This window comes from Parafrankia colletiae, assembly GCF_001854655.1.
GTDB classification, from domain to species: Bacteria; Actinomycetota; Actinomycetes; order Frankiales; family Frankiaceae; genus Parafrankia; species Parafrankia colletiae.
The window spans coordinates 50,065-71,150 of sequence record NZ_MBLM01000143.1; the positions used below are offsets into that span (position 1 = coordinate 50,065).

General features: G+C 70.0%; 19 protein-coding genes, 1 tRNA gene and 1 pseudogene. 11 read left to right on the forward strand and 10 right to left on the reverse strand.

Annotated elements, in window-relative coordinates; translation table 11 throughout:
- Positions 1-487: 487 nt before the first annotated feature.
- The 8 genes from CC117_RS25135 to CC117_RS25170 form a co-directional block, all read right to left on the reverse strand.
- Positions 488-1,429, reverse strand: coding sequence for a C40 family peptidase (locus CC117_RS25135; RefSeq protein ID WP_071088322.1), 942 nt, complete (start codon positions 1,427-1,429; stop codon positions 488-490).
- A complete protein-coding gene (locus CC117_RS25140; protein ID WP_071088324.1) occupies positions 1,426-2,400 on the reverse strand; it encodes a replication-relaxation family protein in 975 nt (324 codons plus the stop codon). Before CC117_RS25140 ends, CC117_RS25135 begins: the two co-directional genes overlap by 4 nt.
- The gene (locus CC117_RS25145) at positions 2,397-4,907 is read right to left on the reverse strand and encodes a type IV secretory system conjugative DNA transfer family protein (protein WP_407673582.1); all 2,511 of its coding nucleotides are present in this window, start codon (positions 4,905-4,907) and stop codon (positions 2,397-2,399) included. Before CC117_RS25145 ends, CC117_RS25140 begins: the two co-directional genes overlap by 4 nt.
- A gap of 71 nt (positions 4,908-4,978) precedes the next feature.
- On the reverse strand, positions 4,979-6,958 hold the full coding sequence (locus CC117_RS25150) for a VirB4 family type IV secretion system protein (RefSeq protein ID WP_071088328.1): 1,980 nt from the start codon (positions 6,956-6,958) through the stop codon (positions 4,979-4,981).
- A complete protein-coding gene (locus CC117_RS25155) occupies positions 6,955-7,917 on the reverse strand; it encodes a PrgI family mobile element protein (RefSeq protein ID WP_071088357.1) in 963 nt (320 codons plus the stop codon). The genes CC117_RS25150 and CC117_RS25155 overlap by 4 nt, the downstream gene beginning before the upstream one ends.
- 76 nt (positions 7,918-7,993) lie before the next feature.
- A complete protein-coding gene (locus tag CC117_RS25160; protein ID WP_241830405.1) occupies positions 7,994-8,902 on the reverse strand; it encodes a hypothetical protein in 909 nt (302 codons plus the stop codon).
- Between the two features lie 470 nt (positions 8,903-9,372).
- Positions 9,373-10,041: a pilin gene (locus CC117_RS25165; RefSeq protein ID WP_241830406.1), complete on the reverse strand. Its 669-nt coding sequence runs from the start codon at positions 10,039-10,041 to the stop codon at positions 9,373-9,375.
- Positions 10,038-10,772 (reverse strand): hypothetical protein, encoded by a 735-nt coding sequence (locus CC117_RS25170; RefSeq protein WP_241830407.1) that lies wholly within the window; start codon positions 10,770-10,772, stop codon positions 10,038-10,040. Before CC117_RS25170 ends, CC117_RS25165 begins: the two co-directional genes overlap by 4 nt.
- Positions 10,773-11,091: 319 nt before the next feature.
- Between CC117_RS25170 and CC117_RS25175 the strand changes: the two genes are divergently transcribed.
- The 9 genes from CC117_RS25175 (at position 11,092) to CC117_RS25215 (ending at position 18,693) form a co-directional block, all read left to right on the forward strand.
- Positions 11,092-11,697 carry a hypothetical protein gene (locus CC117_RS25175; protein WP_071088334.1) on the forward strand — a complete coding sequence of 202 codons (606 nt, stop codon included), beginning with the start codon at positions 11,092-11,094 and terminating at the stop codon, positions 11,695-11,697.
- Positions 11,684-12,541, forward strand: a complete 858-nt coding sequence (locus CC117_RS25180; RefSeq protein WP_071088361.1) for a TRM11 family SAM-dependent methyltransferase — start codon at positions 11,684-11,686, stop codon at positions 12,539-12,541. The genes CC117_RS25175 and CC117_RS25180 overlap by 14 nt, the downstream gene beginning before the upstream one ends.
- Before the next feature lie 268 nt (positions 12,542-12,809).
- A complete protein-coding gene (locus CC117_RS25185; RefSeq protein ID WP_084132750.1) occupies positions 12,810-13,031 on the forward strand; it encodes a DNA-binding protein in 222 nt (73 codons plus the stop codon).
- Positions 13,032-13,116: 85 nt separating this feature from the next.
- Entirely contained in the window at positions 13,117-14,601 is a 1,485-nt protein-coding gene (locus CC117_RS25190) for a site-specific integrase (protein ID WP_071088337.1), read from the forward strand.
- Between the two features lie 369 nt (positions 14,602-14,970).
- Positions 14,971-15,043 (forward strand) — tRNA-Lys (locus CC117_RS25195).
- A gap of 684 nt (positions 15,044-15,727) precedes the next feature.
- A complete protein-coding gene (locus tag CC117_RS25200; protein WP_071088339.1) occupies positions 15,728-16,516 on the forward strand; it encodes a DUF429 domain-containing protein in 789 nt (262 codons plus the stop codon).
- Between the two features lie 247 nt (positions 16,517-16,763).
- Complete coding sequence (locus CC117_RS25205; RefSeq protein WP_071088342.1) at positions 16,764-17,267, forward strand: hypothetical protein; 504 nt, start codon at positions 16,764-16,766, stop codon at positions 17,265-17,267.
- Positions 17,268-17,435: 168 nt separating this feature from the next.
- Entirely contained in the window at positions 17,436-17,765 is a 330-nt protein-coding gene (locus CC117_RS40670; protein ID WP_407673583.1) for a type II toxin-antitoxin system PemK/MazF family toxin, read from the forward strand.
- 442 nt (positions 17,766-18,207) lie between these two features.
- A complete protein-coding gene (locus CC117_RS25215; protein ID WP_071088346.1) occupies positions 18,208-18,693 on the forward strand; it encodes a hypothetical protein in 486 nt (161 codons plus the stop codon).
- 125 nt (positions 18,694-18,818) lie between these two features.
- On the opposite strand, the gene CC117_RS25220 is transcribed toward CC117_RS25215, so the two are convergent.
- Positions 18,819-19,292, reverse strand: a complete 474-nt coding sequence (locus CC117_RS25220; protein WP_131803137.1) for a hypothetical protein — start codon at positions 19,290-19,292, stop codon at positions 18,819-18,821.
- Positions 19,293-19,465: 173 nt separating this feature from the next.
- Between CC117_RS25220 and CC117_RS35260 the strand changes: the two are divergent.
- A pseudogene (locus tag CC117_RS35260) lies at positions 19,466-20,020 on the forward strand (DDE-type integrase/transposase/recombinase); the annotation flags it as partial.
- A gap of 10 nt (positions 20,021-20,030) precedes the next feature.
- Here CC117_RS35260 and CC117_RS35265 read toward each other — a convergent pair.
- Entirely contained in the window at positions 20,031-20,531 is a 501-nt protein-coding gene (locus CC117_RS35265; protein ID WP_256385409.1) for a DUF2290 domain-containing protein, read from the reverse strand.
- 110 nt (positions 20,532-20,641) lie between these two features.
- Between CC117_RS35265 and CC117_RS25230 the strand changes: the two genes are divergently transcribed.
- Positions 20,642-21,086 (forward strand): transposase family protein (locus CC117_RS25230; protein WP_198541977.1); only part of this gene is annotated, 445 nt, incomplete at its 3' end.

The window sequence follows — 21,086 nt, forward strand, 5'->3', positions numbered from 1 at the left end:
GGACGCGACACACGGAAGGGTGGTGGTGGGATGGCAGAGGCGACCGGCGGGGCCCGCCGCCGCCGGTGTGCCGGGGCGTAGCCCCGACCCACCGCGGGCCCAGGCGCGCGGGCGCGCGCCCTGGGAGCCGGCGGGACGCCGGGCCCCAGGGCCGATAGCCGCCCGGAGGCGGGAAACCGTGCGGTGGTCTGGTGTCCGCCCCCAGGGCGGGCGCCGGGCCGCCGCACGTGTTTTCCAGCCTCCGGGCGGCGAGCCTGGCCAACCATCGGAGGGGTCCRCGGGCCACTGACCTGCTGTTTTACCTGCCCGCTCCCCCTCCGTCCCTAATCGGAGGGAATAACGGAGGGAATGGTGGCGGGAATAATGGAGGGTATAAAGGAGGGTGGGGGTTCGGATTTTCCCTGTATCGCTGGAGGGGGTTCCGCTGTAAGCGTCCCCGCGGGCCGCTCGCACCCCTCCGCGGCCGGGCGGCGCAGGCCGCCTCGGGTTAGGGAAGGCCGGCCGATACGGGGGCGGGGCGGGTGGCTCCGCGGTAGCTGGGGCGGACGTAGGTTTCGGTCCGGACCGGGGCCCCGCGCCGGGGCGCGTTCACCATTTCCCCACTGCCAATGTAAATTCCCACGTGGGTGATGTCAATGTCGGACGTGCCATAGAATACGAGGTCGCCGATTTCCAATGGGACCTCTGGGGGTAGTCGTGATCCGGCGTCGAACTGGTCCTGGGCGACACGGGGGATGGTGATTCCGGCGGCGGTGTAGGCGGCCCGGGTAAGCCCCGAACAATCAAAGCCGTCCTCGCCATAATCGGGACCGTCCCCACCCCACAGATAGGGCAGGCCGATCTGTGCGGTGGCGTAGTCCACCGCGGTCAGCGCCGCGGGCGACGGGCCGGCGGTGGTCGAAAGGCCGGTGCTGGTGCCGGTGGTGGTGTAGGTGTCGGCCTGGGTGAGGACACGAGCGACGTAAGAATTATCGTGGTTATAGGTGTAGAGCGCGGCAGAGATATCCGCGCCGTCGCGTGCACCGGAGGCGCAGAGGTAGTTCGCTGCGGAGTAGATGGCGTCGGCGGGATTGTTGATGTCGGCGGTGCCGTCGGCGTCGCCGTCGACCCTGTAGGCGGCGAAGGTGGTAGGCAGGAACTGCATCGGCCCTTGGGCGCCGGCCTGCGAGGTCCAGTCGGGGTTCTGCCCGTGGTCGGTCTCGACTTTCCCGACTGCGGCCAGCACCGTCCACGGCAGCCCCGGGCAGGTCGCCGCCGCGGCGACGTAAAGCCGCTGGTAGCCGGCGGGGATCTCCTGCGCGGCGGCCGGGGAGGGTGCCGGCTGTCCGCCGCCGCCGGCCTCGCCGCCGAGGAGTCCGGCCGCGACGCCGCCGGCGAGGATCGGTATGGCGAGGAGTAGTGCGCACAGTCCGACGACGAGCCGGGTCACGCGGGGCCGAGGGGGGACCGCGGCCCGAAACTCGGCGCGGGTGGGCGCGGTGTTGGTGCCGGGTCGTGCTCGTCGTCGTCGGTGGGGTCGGGGTCGTCGAACGGGGAACGGCTCAGGATCGGGGTGCCGTAGCGGGTGGTGAGCCCGTCGAGGTCGGTGCGGGTGGTGGCGTGCAACGGCAGCCACACCCCCCGGGCGGGGGCGAGGTCGGGCGGGTCGTGTGCGGGCGCGGCGGCCGTGAGGGGGGCGGGGGCGGCGGTGACGAGGACGACCCCGGACGGGATGGCGGCGAGGCGGGCACGTAGTTCCCGTTCCCGATAGGCCGACGGCAGCCAGATCAGGACGGGGCTGGTCAGACCGCTGGAGGCAGCGAGGCGGGTGTAACCGGGGATCTTCCGGACGACCTGGGACAGCGATTCGCTGCCGGTGTCGAACTCGACGAAGAAGTCGAGCCGACGCCGGCCGGCCTGCCAGGTGCCGTAGCCATCGGGGCGGATCCACCGTCCCCACTCGGCGTGCGCGCGTTGTTCGGACCACCAGGCGGTGAGTCCTTCATGGTCGGGGCGGGTGCGGCTGGCATGTACCCAGGCGGTGAACACCGCGTTGACGCCGATGAGGTGACCGAGGCGGGGTGAGTTCGCCCAGGCGTGGAGTTTGTCGCGGCGGTAGCCGAGTTCGGCGACGGCGAGGCCGCGTTCGGCGGCGAGGATCGCCGCGCCGAGCGGGCCGAGGGCGTAGTGGTAGGGGCCGGTACCGCGGCCTTGGCCGTAGTAGGGGCGTAGCCGGTCGACGGTCTGCAGCCGGGTCAGGGTCGCCAGGCGCAGCCGGGTCATCCGGTCGCCGGTGAACGCCAGGCGGGTGAGCTGGTGGCGGGTCAGGACGCGGTGTTCGTGCAGCATCGCGAACATCCACCGGTCCCGGCTGGTCATCCGCCCGGCCACCTCCAGCAGGGTCTGCTCACCGCCGCTCACTGGTCACCTCCCGCCGGGCCGGGTCGGGGGCCGCGGCCGGCGTCGGGGGTGGCGGTGTGCCGGCGTGCCRCGGCCCGCAGCGCATCGGCGCGCCCCGGGACAGGTGGCGGCAGGGGCCGGGTCCGCAGGGTGAACGCCGCAGTGTCGGCCTGGTTCACGACGAGGCGGGCCGCGGCTGTCCACGCCGGGAGGCGGGCGAGGTCGTGCTGGGTCAGGACGGGGCTGACGTGCCGGGACAGATCCGCGGCGTCCTTCGGGCTGACGCCGAAGAACAGTTTGCTGCGGGCGTTCGTACTCAACGCGTCGGCGAGGTCGTCGGGGAGCTGACGTAGGTGCTGGTGCGCGAGGGTCATGGACAGCCGGTAGCCGCGGGCCTCGGCGAGCATGTCCTCCACCGCCCCCGGCAGGGTGAGAAAGTTCTGCGCCTCGTCAAGGAAACAGGTGGCGTCGGGGCGGTCCTCGGGGCGTAGGCGGGCGCGGTGCAGGACGGTCTGCCAGATCTTCGCGAGCACGATCGAGCCGACGATGCGGGAGGCGTCTTCCCCGATCACGCCTTTGGGGATGCGGACGAGGAGGATCCCGCCGCGGTCGAGGACCTCGCGCAGGTCGACGGYGGAGGGGCCGGCGGCTAGGGCCTGGCGGGCGAAGGTGCGTAGCAGCAGGGCGCGGAGTTTGTTCAGGATCGGGCCGATCGCCGCGGCGCGGGCCCCGTCGGACAGCTGGCCGTACCAGTCCCAGAAGCTGGCAAGGATCGGGTCGGTCACCCCCGTGGTGGCTTTGCGTCGGGTGTCCGGTTCGGTGAGGACCTTGACGACGTCGCCCAACGTCGGGGTGATCCCGGTGCGGGTGCGCCGTTCCAGCAGGGTCAGGCAGGTGGCGCGCAGCAGGTCATCGGTCCGCGGCCCCCAGGAGTCCGACCAGATCCGGCGGAAGATCCCCACCAACTGGTCGGTGGCCAGGTCGGCGTCGCCGCCGTCGAGGATGTTCAAGCAGGGTGGGGCGGCGTTGTCTTCGGGGTCGAGGAGCACGACCCGGTCGGCCGCGTCCGCGGGCAGGCGGGCGAGGACATCGTTGACGAGGTCGCCTTTCGGGTCGAAGACGGCCAGTCCGCGGCCCGCTTCCGCGTCGGCGAGGATCATGTTCGCGAGCAGGGTGGATTTGCCGGAGCCGGTGGCGCCGACGACGTGGACGTGGTGGCGGGCGTCGGCGACGTTCAGCCCGACGCGGCGGCGCCGGCCGGCCTCGCTTTCACCGAGTGGCTTCACGCGGGGTCCGGCTTCGGGGATCCCGGCTGGGGGTGCGACGGCCGCGGCCCCGGCCCGGGACAGGCCGGGGACGGCGGTGTCCAGGGGCAGGTGGGCGAGGGCGGCGAGTTCACTGACCGCGAGGAGGTCCCCGCGGCGCAGCCGGCGGGCGGCCAGCACCGGCACCGGGTGCGGCAGTTTCAGGCGGCGCAGGTAGTTGTGTCCGGAGTACAGGGCGAACGCGGAGGCCAGGGCGTGTGCCCGGCCGCGCAGCATCGTCGCGGCGGCCTTCTGGTCGGTCTTGGTCGTCGGTGGGGCGAGGTGGGCGGCGGCGTAGGTGACGGTGGCCTCCCAGCGGGGACCGACCGCTTTGAGACCCATGGCGCGGGACGCGGCGGAGTCCTCCGGCGGTGTCGGCCCGGCGTTGCCCACCACCTGCCCGGCCGCGGGCCGGGGCCCGGCATGAGGGGTGATCAGGTCGAGGGCGCGGCCGAGCAGGCTGGGGGCGTACTGGCCCCGCTGACGCGCCGCCGCACGCCGCGCGAGCGTGAGCCGGCGGCCGGTGACCGGCCGGGCCAGCAGCTGCACGACGGCGGCCTCGTCGTCGTCGAGTTCGGAGGCCGCGGACAGCAGCGAGCGGATCGGATCACCCGAGGGGTCGGCGCGCAGCGGCAGGACGTCGACTTGGGCCAGGCGCAGCTGTCCGCCGGTCGCCAGGGCCTGTTCGGGCAGTGGTGCGGTCGCGGGCCGGGTGGTGGTCCGCGCGCCCGGCCACGCGGCCTGTACCGCCCGTTCGACCATGCCGGGGGGCACCGGGCCGGGGACCCACAGCCGGATCACCGTGCCCGCGCGGGTGGCGAGCAGTTCCCAGCCGAGGTGGGGCTGGCCGTGCAGGAGCCGGTCCCAGAACGGGCGTTGCAGGCCGCCCATCTGACCCCAGAAGATCTCCGCCGCGTGGGCGGGGACCTCGGGTGGGGTGAGGATCTCCACCGTCCGCGCGCCCTCGACGAGCACCGCATGCCGGTGAGCGCGGACCCGGCGGCGGGCGTAGCCCCCGGCGAGCAGGAGGACGACGGTGAGGAGGACGAGCGRCCACCAGGCGGCGTGGGCGGCGAGCCACGGCCCGATGCCGGAGACGATCTGGCCGGGGTCGGTGAGCCACACCGGCGGTTCCGGAGCGGGTGGAGGGGGTGGTGGAGGGACGGGGGGAAGCCCCGGCGGAGGGGCCGAACTGGCGAGAATCACGAAGGTGCCTCCAGGCATCAGCGCACGACAAACAGGACGTGGCAGAGGTGGGAATGGGCCGGGTGGTGCGGAGGCGATGCGGGGCCGGGTTAGAACGGGTCGGCGTCGTCGTCCACCGGCCGGCGGACGGCCGGACGGCGAGGAGCACCGCCCAGGCCGGTCTCCGCGCCGGCGGTGTCCTGCGGCCAGGCCTCATCGAGCGGGCCAGCGTCACCCGGAGCGGTGGTGATGGTGGTGCTTTCGGTCGGATCTGTGGTGATCAGCGCGTATTCGGCCGGTGAGGCGAGGGTGTGCAGGGCGGTGCGCTGCCCGGTCCCGGTGAGGAGCAGGGCGTCGCCGGGGCCGGCGGTGAGCAGCTGGGTAGCTTCGCCGTCGGTGAGCTTGTAGACGCGGCGCAGGTCGTCGATCACGCTGGGGTCCTGGCGGAGCAGGATCTGCGTCGAACTGTTGGCGACGACCGCCCGGCCCAGCTCGGAACCGAGGAGGTCGGCGGAGTCCTGGGTGACCACGGCCAGACCGGCCCAGTGCTTGCGGGCCGCCTTCGCGAGCCGGAAGAGGAACTTCGCGCCGGCGGGGTGGGCCATCAGCAGCCAGCCCTCGTCGACCACGACGAGACGCCGCCGTCGCTTCGTCGGGTCGGCGACGGTCCGCCAGATCGCGTCCAACGTCAGCAGCGTCCCGGCCGCCTTCAGCTCGTCGGGCAGAGCGCGCAGGGAGTAGACGACGAGATGCCCGGTGGGCTGGGTCGTGGTCGGGTGAGCGAACAGGCCAGCGTGCGAGCCGGTAACGAACGGGGCGAGGCGGGCGGCGAGCGCGGGGCCGGCCGGGTCCTCGGCGGCGCTCAGGGCGGCGGCGACGTCGGCGAGGAGCGGCGCGGGCCGGGTCCAGGTGTCCGGGTCGTGGGTGATCCCCGCCTGCCGGTAAGCGGTGAGGAGCGCCGCGTCCAACACCGCCCGTCCCCCCGCGCCCAGCCCACCGTGGTCGTCGGCGGCGTCGGCGAGCAGGGTGGAGATCAGGGTGTGGCAGAACAGGGCCCGGCGGGTCAGCAGGTCGGGGTCGTGGCGGGAGTGGGCGGGCAGGTCGAGGGGGTTGAGGTGCACCCCGGGTGCGCCGAGCGCGAGCCGGGTGCCGCCGACGGCGGCGGCGAGCCGGCCGTACTCGTCCTCCGGGTCCACGACCGCGACCTCGACGCCCTGGTACTGGGAACGCAGGACGTCGAGTTTCATCACGAAGCTTTTCCCGGCGCCGGAGGCGCCGGTGGTGACCGAGTTGTAGTTCGGCTGCGCCCACCGGTCATGCGCCACCAGGCCCGCCGAGTGCAGGTTCGTGCCGTAGACGACCGGGGCGGCCCCGGGACGCTGCGGGTCGGGCAGGGGCAGGTCGGGGGTGGTGAACGGAATCCCCGCAGCCAAGGCCTGGGTGTCGAACGCCCGGCGGATCTGAAGCAGGTCCAGGCCGAGGGGCAGGGTGGAGACCCAGCCCTGCACGGTCCGGTACCGGGCCCGGCGCACGGTCAGCAGCAGGCTGTGCGCGAGCGCGGTGACCCGCGCCGCTTCCTCGGCGAGCTGGTCGCGGGTGTCGGCGTAGACGGTGAGGTAAAGCCCGACGCGGAACAGCCGTGCCTCACCACGGGCGACCTGACGGGCCAGCTCCCCGGCGTCCGCGGCGGCGGCGTCGAGCTCGGGGTCGGCGAGCCGGCCAGCAGCGGCATCAGCACGGCGGCCGGATTCCAACCGGCCCAACTGGCGGCGTAGCCGCAGCGCCGCCACCGCAGGCGGAGTCGGATCCACATGCAGGGCAACATCAAGGCGGCCGGGGTAGGCCAGCAGCGGCTCCATCCACCCCGGTCCGACCTCACGCGGGTACCCGACCACGCTGATCGTGGTGGCGCACAGGCCGCTGACCTCGATCTGCCCGGCATCCACCACCAGCGCCGGTGGCGTGAACAACGCCGGACCCTCGACCGGCAGCAGCTGCCCCGCCCCCTGCCCACGGCCAGGGACCAGCGGCCGGCGGCTGCGCGACGGCGCACCCTGCGCGGCGACACGCAGGCGGTTGCGGCGGTTCATCGGCGGCCTCCGGTCCGCGCGCGGCCGAGGATCGGGCCGGCCGCGGTGACACGGTCGGGGGGTGGGGGGCTGGTCGGGTCGGCGGCGGAGGCGAGCAGGCTGGTCAGCTCCGGGCCGGTGAGGATCCGCCCGCGTAGCCCGGCGGCGGCGAGCAGGCCGAGGGCTTCCTCAAGGCGGCGTGCCGCCGCCGCGGCGGCGGTGTCCCGCCCGCCGCGCGCCGCCGGGACGGGTTCGTAGGCGGTGAGCAGGATCTGCCGGCTCCGCAACTGTCGGGTCGCCGCGAGATCGGCGAGGAAGGCGGTGTGGTCGCGGGCGGCAGCGGCCAGCGCCGGATGAGGCGCCTGCTCGGCGAGGCTCCGGAGCCGGTCCAGGTGCGGGTCGAGACGGACCGGCACCCCGCGGATCGTGATCTGGATCCGCCCGGACAGCGCGTTGAGCATCCGCCCATAGCCGGCGACCTTCCGCCCGGTGTCGCTGTCACCGGCCAGCGCCAGGTTCACGCCCTGGACTTCGGCGACGACGGCGACCGCGCCGCGTAGATCGAGCACGCCGGCCGTGTCCACCCCGGCGGCCAGCGGCCTCGCCGGTACCGGGTGGCGGCGTCGGGCGGCGGGAAGGTCGGGGAGCCAGCCCGGCTGCGCGGGGATCCCGTCGGGAGCGGCAACCTGGACCTTGGGTGTGCGGTGGTGGGTGAGCGCGGCGGTGGCGTAACGGTCCGCGGTCACCCCACCGCGCTGGCCCAGCGCGAGCGCGGCGCCGCCGCCGAGCAGCGGCACCACCAGCACCGCCACCACCGGCAACGGCAGGTAGGGGGACGCCGTCCAGTAGACCGCGAGGGCGAGCAGGACCGGTGGGGCCAGCAGGGTCAGCTGACGGGCGGTCAAACCGGCCAGGATCCGGTCCGGTCGATCCACATCACCGGGAATACGAACCCGGTCAGAACTGGATGTTTCGGGCATGACAAGCACTGCCTTTCACGTCACAGGAGAAAAGAGAGAGGGAAAGCGCGGGGGAAGGGAATGCCGCGGGCTGCGGTTAGAGCGGGATCCCGAGCCTGTGCAGGCCCGTGCGCAGCAGCCGGTACTTCACCAGCGAGACGACCGTGGACCGGCCGCCACCCATCAGGTGACGCGACGCCATGCTCTGCAGGCGCACCGCGATGTAGAACAGCGCGGTGGCGGTGAGCAGGTTCGCCAGGGTGTCCGACGTCGGGATCGGGTGGTAGGCGCCGTCGTCGGTGGCGAGCAGGACCCGGACCCCCAGCGTGAGCAGCACCGACTGGCCGACCTGCACCGCCAGGCAGCCCCCGAGGGCCCGCCAGTACAGGTTCGCGATCCCCTCGGTCCAGGGCAGGCCGTGGCAGAGCAGCATCAGCGGGCCGGCGACCGCCAGGCCCATCAGTGCCGCGACCCGGATGATCCACCCGATGATCAGCGCAACCATCAGGCCGACCACCCCGATCCCCAGCAGGATCAGGAAGATGTTCGACAGGGCCCCGGCGGCCAGCACGGTCAGCAGCACGCTGAACGCCCCGCTGCTGTCGAGATCCCCCATGTTGGTGAAGGCCTGTGACAGCGCGTTCGCTCCGGTGATGGCCCAGCCCATCAGTGGCAGGGACAGGTTCGCCGCGCCGAACCCGAGGATCATCCGCGGGAGCATCTCCTTCGCGGTGGCCCGGGTCTGCACCGTGTCGTAGCCCATCGCGGCGACCCCACCGGCCATCAGGACCAGCAGCATCACCGCGTTCGCGATCAGCACGCTGCCCTTCCACAGCTCCCGGACCCGCGGCTGCTCGGTCACCTCCGGCGTACTGAGTACCGTCTGGCCGAGTAGGCGCACCACCGGTTCCAACGCGGCCGTGACCAGCCCGGCGAACCAGCCGTTGATCGCCCGCAGAATCCGCTCCGGAATATCGAGCCAGCCGAAACTGAGCAGATCACTCACCCAGCCGCCACCGGGCGCGTTCGGGTCCGGAGGCGCTCCCGGCCGCGGTGCGGCCGGCGTCGGCGGCGGACGCCCCTCCGCCGGGTCCTCCGTGGGGTCTTCCGGTGCCGCTGGGGTCAGCTCCGCGGATGGCGGGGGCGGCACCTCCCCACTCCCGGCGCTGGCGGAGGGCTCCGGGGTGGGCTCGGGAGCAGTCGCGACCGACGTCGGCCTGGGCGTCACCGGGGGCGGTGTCGACGGAAGCCCCGGTGACGGTCCCGCCTGCGGTGCGGCAGGCGCCACCGGGGCCGCGTCAGGCGCCGGGGGACGCGGGGTTGATGCCGTGGGGGGCGGCGGGACCGCGACCTGCGCCCCCGCGACCCCCGCCGACCCGGCCAGCGCCCCCGCACCCACCGCCAGCGAACACACCGCCACCACGGCCCGCCGTACCCAGGTCCGTGGCCGCCGCGGCTGCCGCGCTGGCCGGGACATCAGGCACCGACCACGGAACGCAGAGCCTTCAACACCAGCGGCGCCAGCACCGCCAGGCCGTAGCCGATCGCCGCATGGCGGAACGAGCCCTTCGCGCGTTCCACCTCGCCCGGATCACCATTCGCGCTCAGATACCGGGCCCCGCCGAGCGTGAAGAAGAACGTCGCGATGGTGGCGAGGATGCCCATCAGCCAGTTCCGGGCATTGTTCAGCACCGTCGCCAGATCCGGCGCGGTCGACACCGGCGCCGTCGGTGGAGGCGCCTCCTGCCCCGTCACGACCGCCGCCCCCGCCACATCGGACAGCACGACCAGCAGCACCACCACGACCGTGCACCCGACCGCGAGCCGCAGCAGGTCCTCGCGCCGCCGTCCCCGTCGCGGGGACGGATGCGCGGCGATGCTGGCGGCGTGCAGGAGCAGGATCGTCAGCGCGCCGGCCAGCGCCGCGCCACACAGCCCGAGCAGCGACCCGAACGGCACCAGCACCGCCGTCCCGGTCGGCGCACCGCCGGGCTGCGCGAGCAGCCACCCCGCCCCGACCAGCCCCCCAGCCACCCCCACCCACGCGGGAAGAGGCACCCGCCTCAGCAGGTCTCGCAGCGCGGTACCCGCGGCCCGCACGGTCAAGCCCGTATGCCGCAGCAGGGCCCGGCCTCGGCCCGTCATCGGCCACCACCCGTGCCAGGGCCCAGATCACCGACCGCGACCGCCGCAGCCAGGCCCCGCTCCGCGCGGCGGCGCCGCACCGCGAGCTCCTCACCCGGGAAACGCCGCGACGACAGCTCCGCCAACGCCACCCCCCGCAGCCGGTTCACCACCAACAGCCGCGCGTCCTCCGAGCTGATCACCTCCCGCTCGGTCGCCTGCGCCARCAACCACCGCGCATCCAGCCACGGCCACGGCGGCACCGCCTCCACCACCGGCAGATCCGTCCCGGGTCGGCGGTACGACTCCGTCTCCGCCAGCCCCGCCCGGTACCCCCCAAACACCAACCGCGCCGGAATACCCCCCGCGTCAGCCGGCAGCCCGGCGAACACCTCGACAAAACCGGTCAACACCTCGGCGTCGAGATCGGCGACGTCCCCGCGGTACGCCGGGGCCAGCGTGGCGGCGATATGCCGCAGCGCCGGCATCGCCATCCCCACCGCCGCGACCTTCCACGCGTCCACCTCCCGCGACCGCAGGAGAAAAGCCCACACCGCCTGCCGGGTCGCCACAGATGTCTGCGGCCGAGTCACTTCCACCCGCAACTCCCGCAGCCCGAACCACCTGTCGGCAAGGCCCGGGAAATCCGCGCCGTTCACCCCCAGGCCGCCCGGGGATTCCGTCAGCGTCAGAAACGACGCCTCAACCCTGTCCAGCGACGATTCCGCCGTGTTCTCAGACTCGTACAACACGATGATTGGACTCCCGTCCGTGAGGCCCTGTGCTTTGTCGGCCCCAAGGACGCCACACCCCATCTGACGGTGATCTGACACTCGTCCACGCCCAGGCAGGCAGGACRAAGAGGCGTCCAGAARGGATCTGACGGTGATCTGACTCTGATCTGACGGTGATCTGACACATCGCCTCGAACCACGCAGATGATCAGAGTCAGATCTGTGTCAGATCACCGTCAGACGCCCTGGACTTCACTCGGACCCGAACAGCCCCCCGGCCACCAGCCGCCCTTTTCCCGAGCGGCGAACTGGCGACATCCTGTTGCGGAGGAACCGAGTGCCTCAGTCCCGTCCCACCCGGACCGATCAGCCGCGGATCATTCCACTCACCGTCTGGCCCACCATCACCCCAGAAATCCCCGGGGCTCTACCCGCCGATGCCGCGGCCCGCGCCATCGCCACCTTCAGCCACACCGGCGACCTCGTGATCGGGATCGACGACAGCGGAATCCTCCTCGGCGCCGCCGACTACCTCCAGCGCCGCTACCTCGCGCTCCACCGCACCCCGCAGACCGCCGCCACCCCGATTCTCCCGCACTGCCGGGAACGCGACGCCGGACTCATCATCGACCACCCGCCCGCCGCCAGCCCGGAAAATCTCCTCCCCGACCTGAGCACGCTCACGGGAATACTCCGACCGGGGGGATACCTCCTCACCGTGCACACCCCCACCGGTGGGGAACACGACCCGCTCGCGGACACCATCACCGCCGCCCGCTCCGCCGGCCTGCGCTACCTCCAGCACATCATCATCCTCACCARCCCCATCCACGACGGAGAACTCCACCCGCTCCCCGAGAACCCCTCCAGCGGCGGGTTGTTGGAACCCGTCCACACCGACCTGGCCGTGTTTGCCCGTCCCGGTGGTGGTGCRCGTGGCTGACCGGCACACCCCCCTTCCCCTCACCGTCTGGGCGGTGTCACAGACCCACCCCCGCTTTCAGCGGTTGAACCGTTACACCCCTGAATCCCTCGCGCACCCCGCCCGGATGCTGCCCGCCCTCGTCCGCCACATCATCACGACCTTCACCGAGCCGGGTGATCTCGTCGTGGATCCCATGTGCGGCATCGGCACCACGCTGGTGGAAGCCGCACACCTCGRCCGCAATGCGCTCGGGATCGAATACGAACCCCGCTGGGCCGGCATCGGCCGCACCAACGCCGCCCTCGCGCACACCCAGGGCGCCACCGGAACCATCCAGCTCATCACCGGCGACTCCCGCCGCCTACCGGCCCTCGCCCCCGAGACCGCGCGAGGACAGGCGGCGCTGATTCTTACCTCACCCCCGTACGGGAAAGCAACCCACGGCACCGTCGACGCCGACCGGATACACGGCGTCCGTAAACGCGACTACACCTACAGCGCCGGCCGTCCCGGGAACCTCGCCGCCGCCGACCTCACCGAACTCCTCACCGGATTCACCGACATTCTCACCGGCGCCGCCGCGCTCTTGCGACCCGGAGGAATCGTCGCGATCGCTGTGCGCCCCTACCGCCAGGACGGCGACCTCATCGACCTGCCCGGCGCCATCCTGCACAGCGCACAGAGGATCGGGCTCGTCCGCGCCGGCCGCGCCGCCGCCCTCCTCGCCGGCCTGCGCGAGGACCGGCTCGTGCCCCGCACGACTTTCTTCGCCCTCCACAACGCGCGCGCCGGCCGCGCCGCCGGCACCCCGCTGCACGTCACCGCGCACGAAGACGTCCTTCTCCTCACGCCCACCGAGTAGCCCGGCCGACGCGCGTCCAGYAGGACTGACACCCACGCTGACCTGCATCAACGCGATCTGACGGTGATCTGACACATGTTGCACACGCAACAACAGTCAGATCACCGTCAGGCACCACCTCTGCCACCATCGCGCGCGCAGCAGGGCCTGCCGCACGGACGTGAGTCGCCGCGGCGCCCCGCGCGCGTGGGGTGTCGCTCCCCGTGCGCCAGCGTCACAACACAGGCCGCGATACCTCGAGACACAGATCCTTCCGAGAAAGGGCTCTGTGAAGACCTGGACCGACGCAGAGATCCGCCATATCGGCACCGTCGTCGACATCGTCACTGCCGGGGAAATCCTCGGTATCGGACGCACCACCAGCTATGCACTCGCCCGCCAGAAGAAGTTCCCTGTCCCCGTCATTCGCGTCGGAGGTCGATATATCGTCCCCACCGGCCCCCTCAAGAAGCTGTTGGGAATCGACACACATCCGACCGCACCGGCTTGACAAACCGGTTTCCGTCGAGCATCAATATACCCATCCGCCGGGCATACGACGGATTTCGCGTGGAACAACAAGACAGGAGCTCGTAATGGCGAAGGGATCCCTGTTCAAAAAATGTGGCTGTAGAGACCCGAAAACCGGTCGTCAGATTGGGCGTTCCTGCACCAAAATCCGCCGCCCGAACGGCGGATGGCGCTCCGACCACGGAACCTGGGCCTACCGCGTCGACCTGCCACCCCACCCCGACGGAAAACGACGGCTCGTGAGCCGCGGCGGATTCGCCACACGCGATGCAGCCAACGGCGAACTCGAGCGCATCGACGCTCTCCTCACCATCGCGGAGGAAGGCGACATGAGCGGACTCCAGCGCATCGCCGACCTCATCGGAAACGCCATCACCAACGCAACACCGCTACCYGAAACAAACGAAGTAGAAAACCGCTACCGGCGCAACGCCGACCTCGACCCCGACCTCACCGTCACCAACTGGTTCACCCGCTGGCTGGAGAACCRCAAAACAATACGCCCCACCACCCGAAACGGCTACGCCGGCTACATCCGCGTTCATATCACCCCCGCCATCGGCGACATCCGCCTCACCAAACTCACCGTCGGCCACCTCGACGACATGTTCACCGCCATCGACCAGACCAACGAGAGAATTCTCGAGGACCGTGAATCCGACGACCTCGAAATCAGGCAAGCTGCGCGACGCAAAAGAATCACCGGTCCCGCCACCCAGCAGCGCATCCGCGAAGTACTCCGAGCAGGACTCAACGACGCGATCCGCCGCGGCATCATGACCCACAACCCCGCAAAACACCTGGAACTTGCATCCGGGAAACGCCCCAAGGCACTCCTATGGACCGATGAACGGGTCGCCCGCTGGCGCCAGACCGGGACCAAACCCTCACCCGTCATGGTCTGGACCCCCACACACACCGGACACTTCCTCGACCACATCCAGACAGACCCGCTTTACCCCATCTTCCACCTGATCGCCTACCGCGGACTACGCCGCGGCGAATCCGTCGRCATCCACTGGGACGACATCGACTTCACCAACGCAACCCTCACCATCCGCCGGCAAATTACCCAGCTCGGCTACACCACCCACATCGGTCCCCCCAAGTCCGACGCCGRCGAACGCACCATTTCTCTCGACCCCGGCACCGTCACCGTCCTAAAAATCAGCCGCACTCGCCAACACGCTGCCCGCCTCGCGGCCGGCTCAGCCTGGCCCGACACCGGACTCGCGTTCACCCACCCCGACGGCAACCTCATTCACCCCGAACACCTCATGAACCGCTTCCGCGCGCTCCTCCAGGAAGCTRACCTACCCCCCATCAGCCTCCACGGCCTCCGCCACGGAGCCGCCACCCTCGCGCTCGCCGCCGGCGCCGATCTCAAAGCCGTCCAGGACCTCCTCGGCCACTCCACAATCATGCTCACCGCCGACACCTACACCCACATCCTCCCCGAGCTCGCCACCGAGATCGCCATCAACACAGCCCGCCTCATCCCCCGACGACGCAACCCCGACGAGTACCCGAAAGACATCACACTCGGCTAAACCCACCGTCCCCCCGTCCCCGGGACGGGGGGCGAACCCATCCCCGGCCACCACCGCAGCCCACCCCACAAGACCTCACCCCTTCGAGCGGGCCCGGCACCACCCAAACAAGATCAACTGTGCCACCCACTACTACCGCGGAGCCCCTGCCCGCACCCGGCCCACCCCTACCCCCGTTGGCGACCACCGCCCGGTTCATCCCTAGCCTCCACGACTACCCGCGAGAGATCATCGCGACCTGTCTCCCTACTCTCCCGGCCTCGACCACGCCACCTACCAACCCCAGAACMCCCCCAACGCGCCCACCCGCCCGAGCCTCACGCCCCACCCTCCCCCCGACCGAGCAGTTGGGTACGATGGAGGGCAGCAGGGCCGTTAGCTCAATTGGCAGAGCAACCGGCTTTTAACCGGTGAGTTCAGGGTTCGAGTCCCTGACGGCCCACGTCAAGAGGCAATACCTGCACCTATTTTCATGATTTTCCGGGATTCTTTTCCTGACGTTTTCTGGGCTCTTGACAGCTCGCGGATGCACACGACGCCGTGGATCTCCGCGAGGTCCTGCCAGCCGTCCCACAGGCTGACCCGGATCCTAAACATTGCTATAAGTCACCTCCGGAGGCTCTGCCTCCGGCCGTACACTCTCCACTGCCACGGCCGACTCGACCGCGGCCCCACTCCGAAGGTGAGATCCTCATCGGTACATCCTCAACATCCTTGTTCTCCGCACCGGAGGCGGCACAGACCCGGCCGGGTCAGGCCCCGCCCCCGCTGACGTGCGACCTCTTCCGTGCACCCGACTTCGGGGACTTTGCCCCCGACGTCCTCGACGCCACAGACCTCGAACCCCCGGCTCACCAGGCGCCCGCCCCGCAGCGGTCGACCTCGCAGGCATCCCGCCGTCCGCCCCACTCCGGTGGGCGTGGTTCGTCGCCGCGGCCRCAGACCTACAGCCGCCGGACCTACAACCGGTAGACCCCGCTACGGGACGCCGAACGTCCGCGTGGGCATTTGCGCATCCGACCCGGCACAGCTCGCATCCTGAGCGTGCATCGTCCAGCCTGAAAACCGGGTGGCCTACCAGCACTCCTCGGACGGACCTGGGCGCCGTGCTGCCTACCCTGACCGGATGATGACGATCGGCGTGGACCTGGCCGCGGAGCCGAAGAAGACCGCCCTCGCCCGGATCGACTGGTCGTCGGGTTCGGCGACGGTGCGGGATGTCCACCTCGATACCACCGACAGGACGATCGTCGAGGCGGTCACGAACGCGGACAAGGTCGGTATCGACTGCCCGTTCGGCTGGCCCGAAGCCTTCGTCGCCTTCATCACCGCCCACCAGGGCGGGAACGTGGCCGTCCCGCAGGGGGTCACGGGTCTGCAGTGGCGACGTGCCCTGGCGTACCGGGTCACCGACCAGCGGGTGCGGGCAGAAACAGGGCTACGGCCCCTCAGCGTCGCGGCCGATCGGATCGCGCACACGGCGATGCGCTGCGCGGGGCTCCTGGCAACACTCGCAGGCCAGGGCCTACCCGTGGACCGCGCCGGTGGTGGCGTGGTCGTCGAGGTGTACCCGGCCGCCTCCCTCGCCGGATGGGGGCTGCCGCACCTCGGTTACAAGACCAAGAACAACATCTCTGTCCTCGCAACGCTGGTCGACGCTCTCCTCGACGCAGCGCCGTGGCTTGACCTCGGCGCCCACGCGGATCTCTGCCGCCGATCCGACGACGCGTTCGACGCCGTGATCGCTGCACTGACCGCCCGTGCCGTGGCGCTGGGCCACACCGCCCTGCCCGGACCGGACGATGTCTCCGCCGCGGAACGGGAAGGGTGGATAGCCCTGCCGACCAGCCCGCTGTCCTCCCTCGTACCGGACCACAGCCCGAGACCGGCCGAGCGGCTGCCAGCACCACGGTGACAACGAAGATCGTTTGGTGGGAGCTGTCCCGAGTGGCGCAGCTGAGTCGGTCAGGGCCCATTCATGCATGACCGACTGTGCGATCGATGTTGTCTTTGCACACGATGCGCCGTGTGCACAAATGATCGGACTGCAGCGTGGCCCTAATGTCGTCCCGGTGAACGATTCTGAAGACCGATCACCCTCGACTCACGGTCAGCCCGCTCGATCTACGCTGCTCGCTGCCGCGGCCGAACAGGGCAGGGCCGTGTCCGCCGCCGCAGCCACCGTATTGCTGTACCTGGCCGACGTCCGTGCCGTCACCGACGGCGCGGACCCGGTCAGCGGGATCATGTGGACGTGGACCGCCAGCGGGCCCGTGGACGCCGACGCGGGCCGTGTCACACCACCGCCAACTTCAGGATCACGGGACGACCACGCCGGCACCAGAACCGGACAAGGGCTGACTGCAGCCGACACGACAGTGATCTCCCAGACCGTGGCCGAGTACGGCGGACTGTCCGTCCAGGAACTGTGCGACGTCGCCTCCGAAACACAACCCGTACGCGACCGGACCGCCGATCACGAGCTGGACCTGCAGGTCCTGCGCCCTACACCTGATATCGGGCGTGCCCTCGCGCCGTTGCGACGGTTCCTCCGAGAGCCGACCGGTGACGTTCCCGGTCCCCCCAACGAGGACGCCGTCCGGGAAGAACTCGACGAGCTTCGCCCCGCCCGGGAACGCGCGAATCGCCTACTCGACGACTCTTAAAATTCGTGTCTCGATGTTGCCTCCKAGGGGCCATGACACGAACTGCTTCTAGGCTCTGACGTAGATACGGGGGGATCACAGCCGCGCGATCGGAGCAGCTTGACCATTCCGGTGCACCAAGAACCGGTTCTCGGTGGCGTCTACTACGCCCGCGACGCAGCGTTGTCCATGCCCCCGAACAACGACCGGAGTTACCACCCCAGGCGAACCGTTCTCGTCGTGAGTGGCACTACTGCCAATCGCGATGCCTCCTGGCCGAGCGTGACCGTCGCGCCGATCTCGGGTTCGCGGAGATGGAGGAGCCCGAACTGTGTGCGGCTTCAGCTCRGCGACGGAGGAGTCACGAAACCGTGCTGGGTCAGGGTCCCCCACCTGCAGCCGATCCTCAAAGAAGACCTCGCCGACTTCCTCGGCGTCCTCCCTGCGGCGAAGGTCCGCGAGGTGCAAGCGCACGTCGCCCAGTATCTCGGCCTCCTCGACCCACCCACAATCGGATAGGCGGCGCTGTCGCATATCGGCGACGTCCACCACCGCGGCGGCCAGCCGCAGATGCGGGTCGGTGTGGGCGGCGGGGCGCTGCTGCATTCCGACGATCCGGCGCACGCCGCGGACTCCCTGCGGCCGCGGTCAGGCGCGCGAGCGAGTTCCGACCGGCCGGGTCCCGGCACGCGCGCCTACCCCACGACGCAAGAGTGCCCCCGGCCTGCCCCTGCCGGCCCGACCTTTCGCGCGGACGCCGGGTTCCTCCGGCCAAGGCACGGACCAAGCTCGCAGGTCAGTGCCACTACACTCGGAAACGTTTACCCCAATCGCCCACACGGCCGCCCATCGACCGCGATAATGCGCATCCGTATCCGAGGGGGCCGTGGTGGGGATCAGACGCACGAGGAAACGCGCGGGCTGCGGGCGGCGACAGGTAGCTCAGTGGCTCACGGCCGGCATGCTCATCGCGCCGCTACTGGTGGCCTGCGGTGGCGCCGAGGTCAGCACACCCACCCACGCTCCAGCACCGGCCAGCGGTTCCTCGGCTGCCGGCGTGGTCCCGACGGCGCCGCGCCAGCCCCCCACTGTCGAGGAGGCGCGCGCGCAACTCGACAGAGCCATCGCCCGCGGCTCCGCCGGCGATCATGCCGGTGCCTGGGACCTGCTCGTGCCCGAGGACCAGGCCCTCATCCCGCGAACCGACTACGTCGCCTATCAGCAGGCATGTAACGCCGACGCCCCTCAAGGCGCACCCTACGAGATCGTCGACATTCGTCTCGAGGACCCGAACACCGCTCTCGCGATCGTCAAGGTCCTGGGAGTCAGCCTGCCCGTGCACGCCTTCTACCGGGACGGGCAGTGGCTGACCCGGCTCTCCGACACCAACCGCACCGGCGTCACCGCCTGGACAGCCACACGCACCTGCCCCACCACCACCCCCTGACAGGCAGTGCCGGGCTCAGYGGCATAGACCCGAGAGCCGAAGCATGCTGACGGCCCATCTCCACCGTCGCGCACGGGAATGCTGTCGGGGAAGCTGAGGCTGGCCGGCCGCTGGCATGGCCGTGTTCAGTCACCCGGCCCGCGGCGCTTCGAGCGGGCCGTTACTTCCTTCCACATGCGGTGCAGCTGGTCGACCGCTTCCCCTCGGACCTCGTGCCCCGATGCGTAGGTGGTGTTCCAACCGAATCCCGGGACCTCGTTGAGCAGCTGGGACGTTGGAAGGCCGTCCGCCGGGTCCACCAAGAACTCGAAGACCACCTCGGCATACCAGGCGGTCTTACCCGGGTCGTCCCAGTGCTCGTCCTCGTCGATCTCCCCCGTGGTGAAGTAGCCGCTCCCGACGATTCCCCGCGGCTCCACTCCCTGCCGCAACAGGTAGAAGCGGTCACCCCGCTCCACTCCGTACCTGCGTGCACCCATGGACCACATGGCCTTGATCGTGGCGCCGGAGGCGACCCGGGCGACGCCGCCGTCGTAGTCACCGCCCTCCTCCTCCCAGTCGTAGGCGTCAGGATTCCAAGTCARCATGAAGGTTCCCACGGCCAATCCCCCCGATCACGTCGACGCTGTAGGGAGCTCTTTCCGAGCGACTGGTCTGCCCCCTGACAGCGGTGCAAGCACTTGCCGAGCGGTGGCGACGATTGTGCCGCAGTCGCCGGGCATCCCCACAGCAGGGGGGTCAGCTACCCAGAACGGTCTCGCCGGTTCGCGCCCTGCTCGTGGACGTGGCCCGCCCATTCCGGCACCGCCCGGGGACAGGTACTTTGTGGATGAGACCTATGTGAAGGTCACGGGCCGGTGGATCTACCTGTACCGGGCCGTTGATCAGCACAGCCAAGTCACCGACGTCCTCCCCAGCACCGCCCGCGACCAAGCCGCCGACCGCAGGTTCTTCATCCAGGCRCTGTCCCACAGCGCCGGCCAGTCGAGGTCACCACCGGCAAGGCCCCGGTCTACCCGGAGGTTCTCGACGAGCTGCTGCCCGAGGCCTGCCACGTCGACGCCACCCGGGAGAGCAAACGGATCGAAGTCGACCACAGCCGACTCAAAGTACGGCTACGGCTGATGCGCGGGCTCAAACGTCTCCGCGGCCCAGACGATCAGCGCCGGACACCTTGATTCAGAACATCCGCCGCGGCCACTACGAATTCGCCACCCACACCGACCCACAGCTGCGGCTGTGGTTATCAGACGCGTCCCGAGCTCGCCGCCGCCGTCTGACGCCGGCCACTAGGACCACTGGCACGTGCCGCCTACAACGAAGATAACAGCGCCTCATCAGGAGGGAACCGCGAAATGCACCAAAGTCACCTCTTGGTCTGTTATGGTGCGATCAAATCTATGCCGCAGCCCGGGCAGGCGCTTCGAGAGCTCATTCGTGGCCGTATTGTAGAAACTTCGCAGAATAAATTCTACGAAGACCCCGGGCGTGAGCGGTGAGGTCGCAGCAATTCGGCAATTTTTATATTGACCGAGAGTCACATGTGAACAAGGGTGTAGAATATCGGATGCAACGCCATCTCTGGAGTCGAAGTCAAACCTAACTGGAACCGCCACCACTTGGCGATTGACGACTTCAGCAAAGAGAACGTCCTCCATATAGACGTCCGGGTTGTTCTGAAACTCAGACAAGTCGGGCGAGGGCAGGAAAGCAAGCCGACTTCTCGTCAGCGCCAGACCGGTGAACTCGTATGTCATCTGTAGCAGAGCACCATCGAGCATGCGTACATTGAGCCTTTTCCATCTTGTTTTTCTGAAAGGCGGTGAAGATTCTCGCACGATCCGCCCGGCCCGCCGTGGTCGACTGTTGTCGATACGGGATCGGAAAATAGACGAGTCCTCGGTAGATCACAGGGTGTCTACTCCACTGCTCCCTGACCGAGGACTCGTTGCTAACCTACCCCGGCACCATCAACCTGCCCGAAGCGACCCTGGACTTCCTGGCCGCGTTGCTCACCGACGACCGCGAGCGCCGCGGAACCTGGCGGAAGCTGCCCGCCCGTGACCAGGCACTTCTCGTCCTTGCGCACCTGCGCAACGGCGACACCTACACCCGCCTGGCCGAAGGTTTCGGCATCGGCGTCGCCACGGTGTACCGCTACATCCGCGAGGCCGTCGACCTCCTGGCCCACCGCGGTCGGACGCTGCTCGCCGCCGTGTGGACGTTCGCCTGGACCCGCAACAACTTCCTCGTCCTCGACGGGACGGTCGTGCGCACCAACCGTGTCCGCGCCCACAACTCGCTGTACTACTCCGGCAAGCACAAGTACCACGGGATCAACCTGCAGGCCCTCATGGACCCCTACGGACAGATGATCTGGATCTCGGAAGGGC

Bases quoted from the DNA above. Each gene is read 5' to 3' on its own strand.
- CC117_RS25150 (WP_071088328.1), bottom strand. From the start codon at position 6,958: ATGAACCGCCGCAACCGCCTGCGTGTCGCCGCGCAGGGTGCGCCGTCG.
- CC117_RS25155 (WP_071088357.1), bottom strand. From the start codon at position 7,917: ATGCCCGAAACATCCAGTTCTGACCGGGTTCGTATTCCCGGTGATGTG.
- CC117_RS25165 (WP_241830406.1), bottom strand. From the start codon at position 10,041: ATGACGGGCCGAGGCCGGGCCCTGCTGCGGCATACGGGCTTGACCGTG.
- CC117_RS25200 (WP_071088339.1), top strand. From the start codon at position 15,728: ATGATGACGATCGGCGTGGACCTGGCCGCGGAGCCGAAGAAGACCGCC.
- CC117_RS25215 (WP_071088346.1), top strand. From the start codon at position 18,208: ATGCTCATCGCGCCGCTACTGGTGGCCTGCGGTGGCGCCGAGGTCAGC.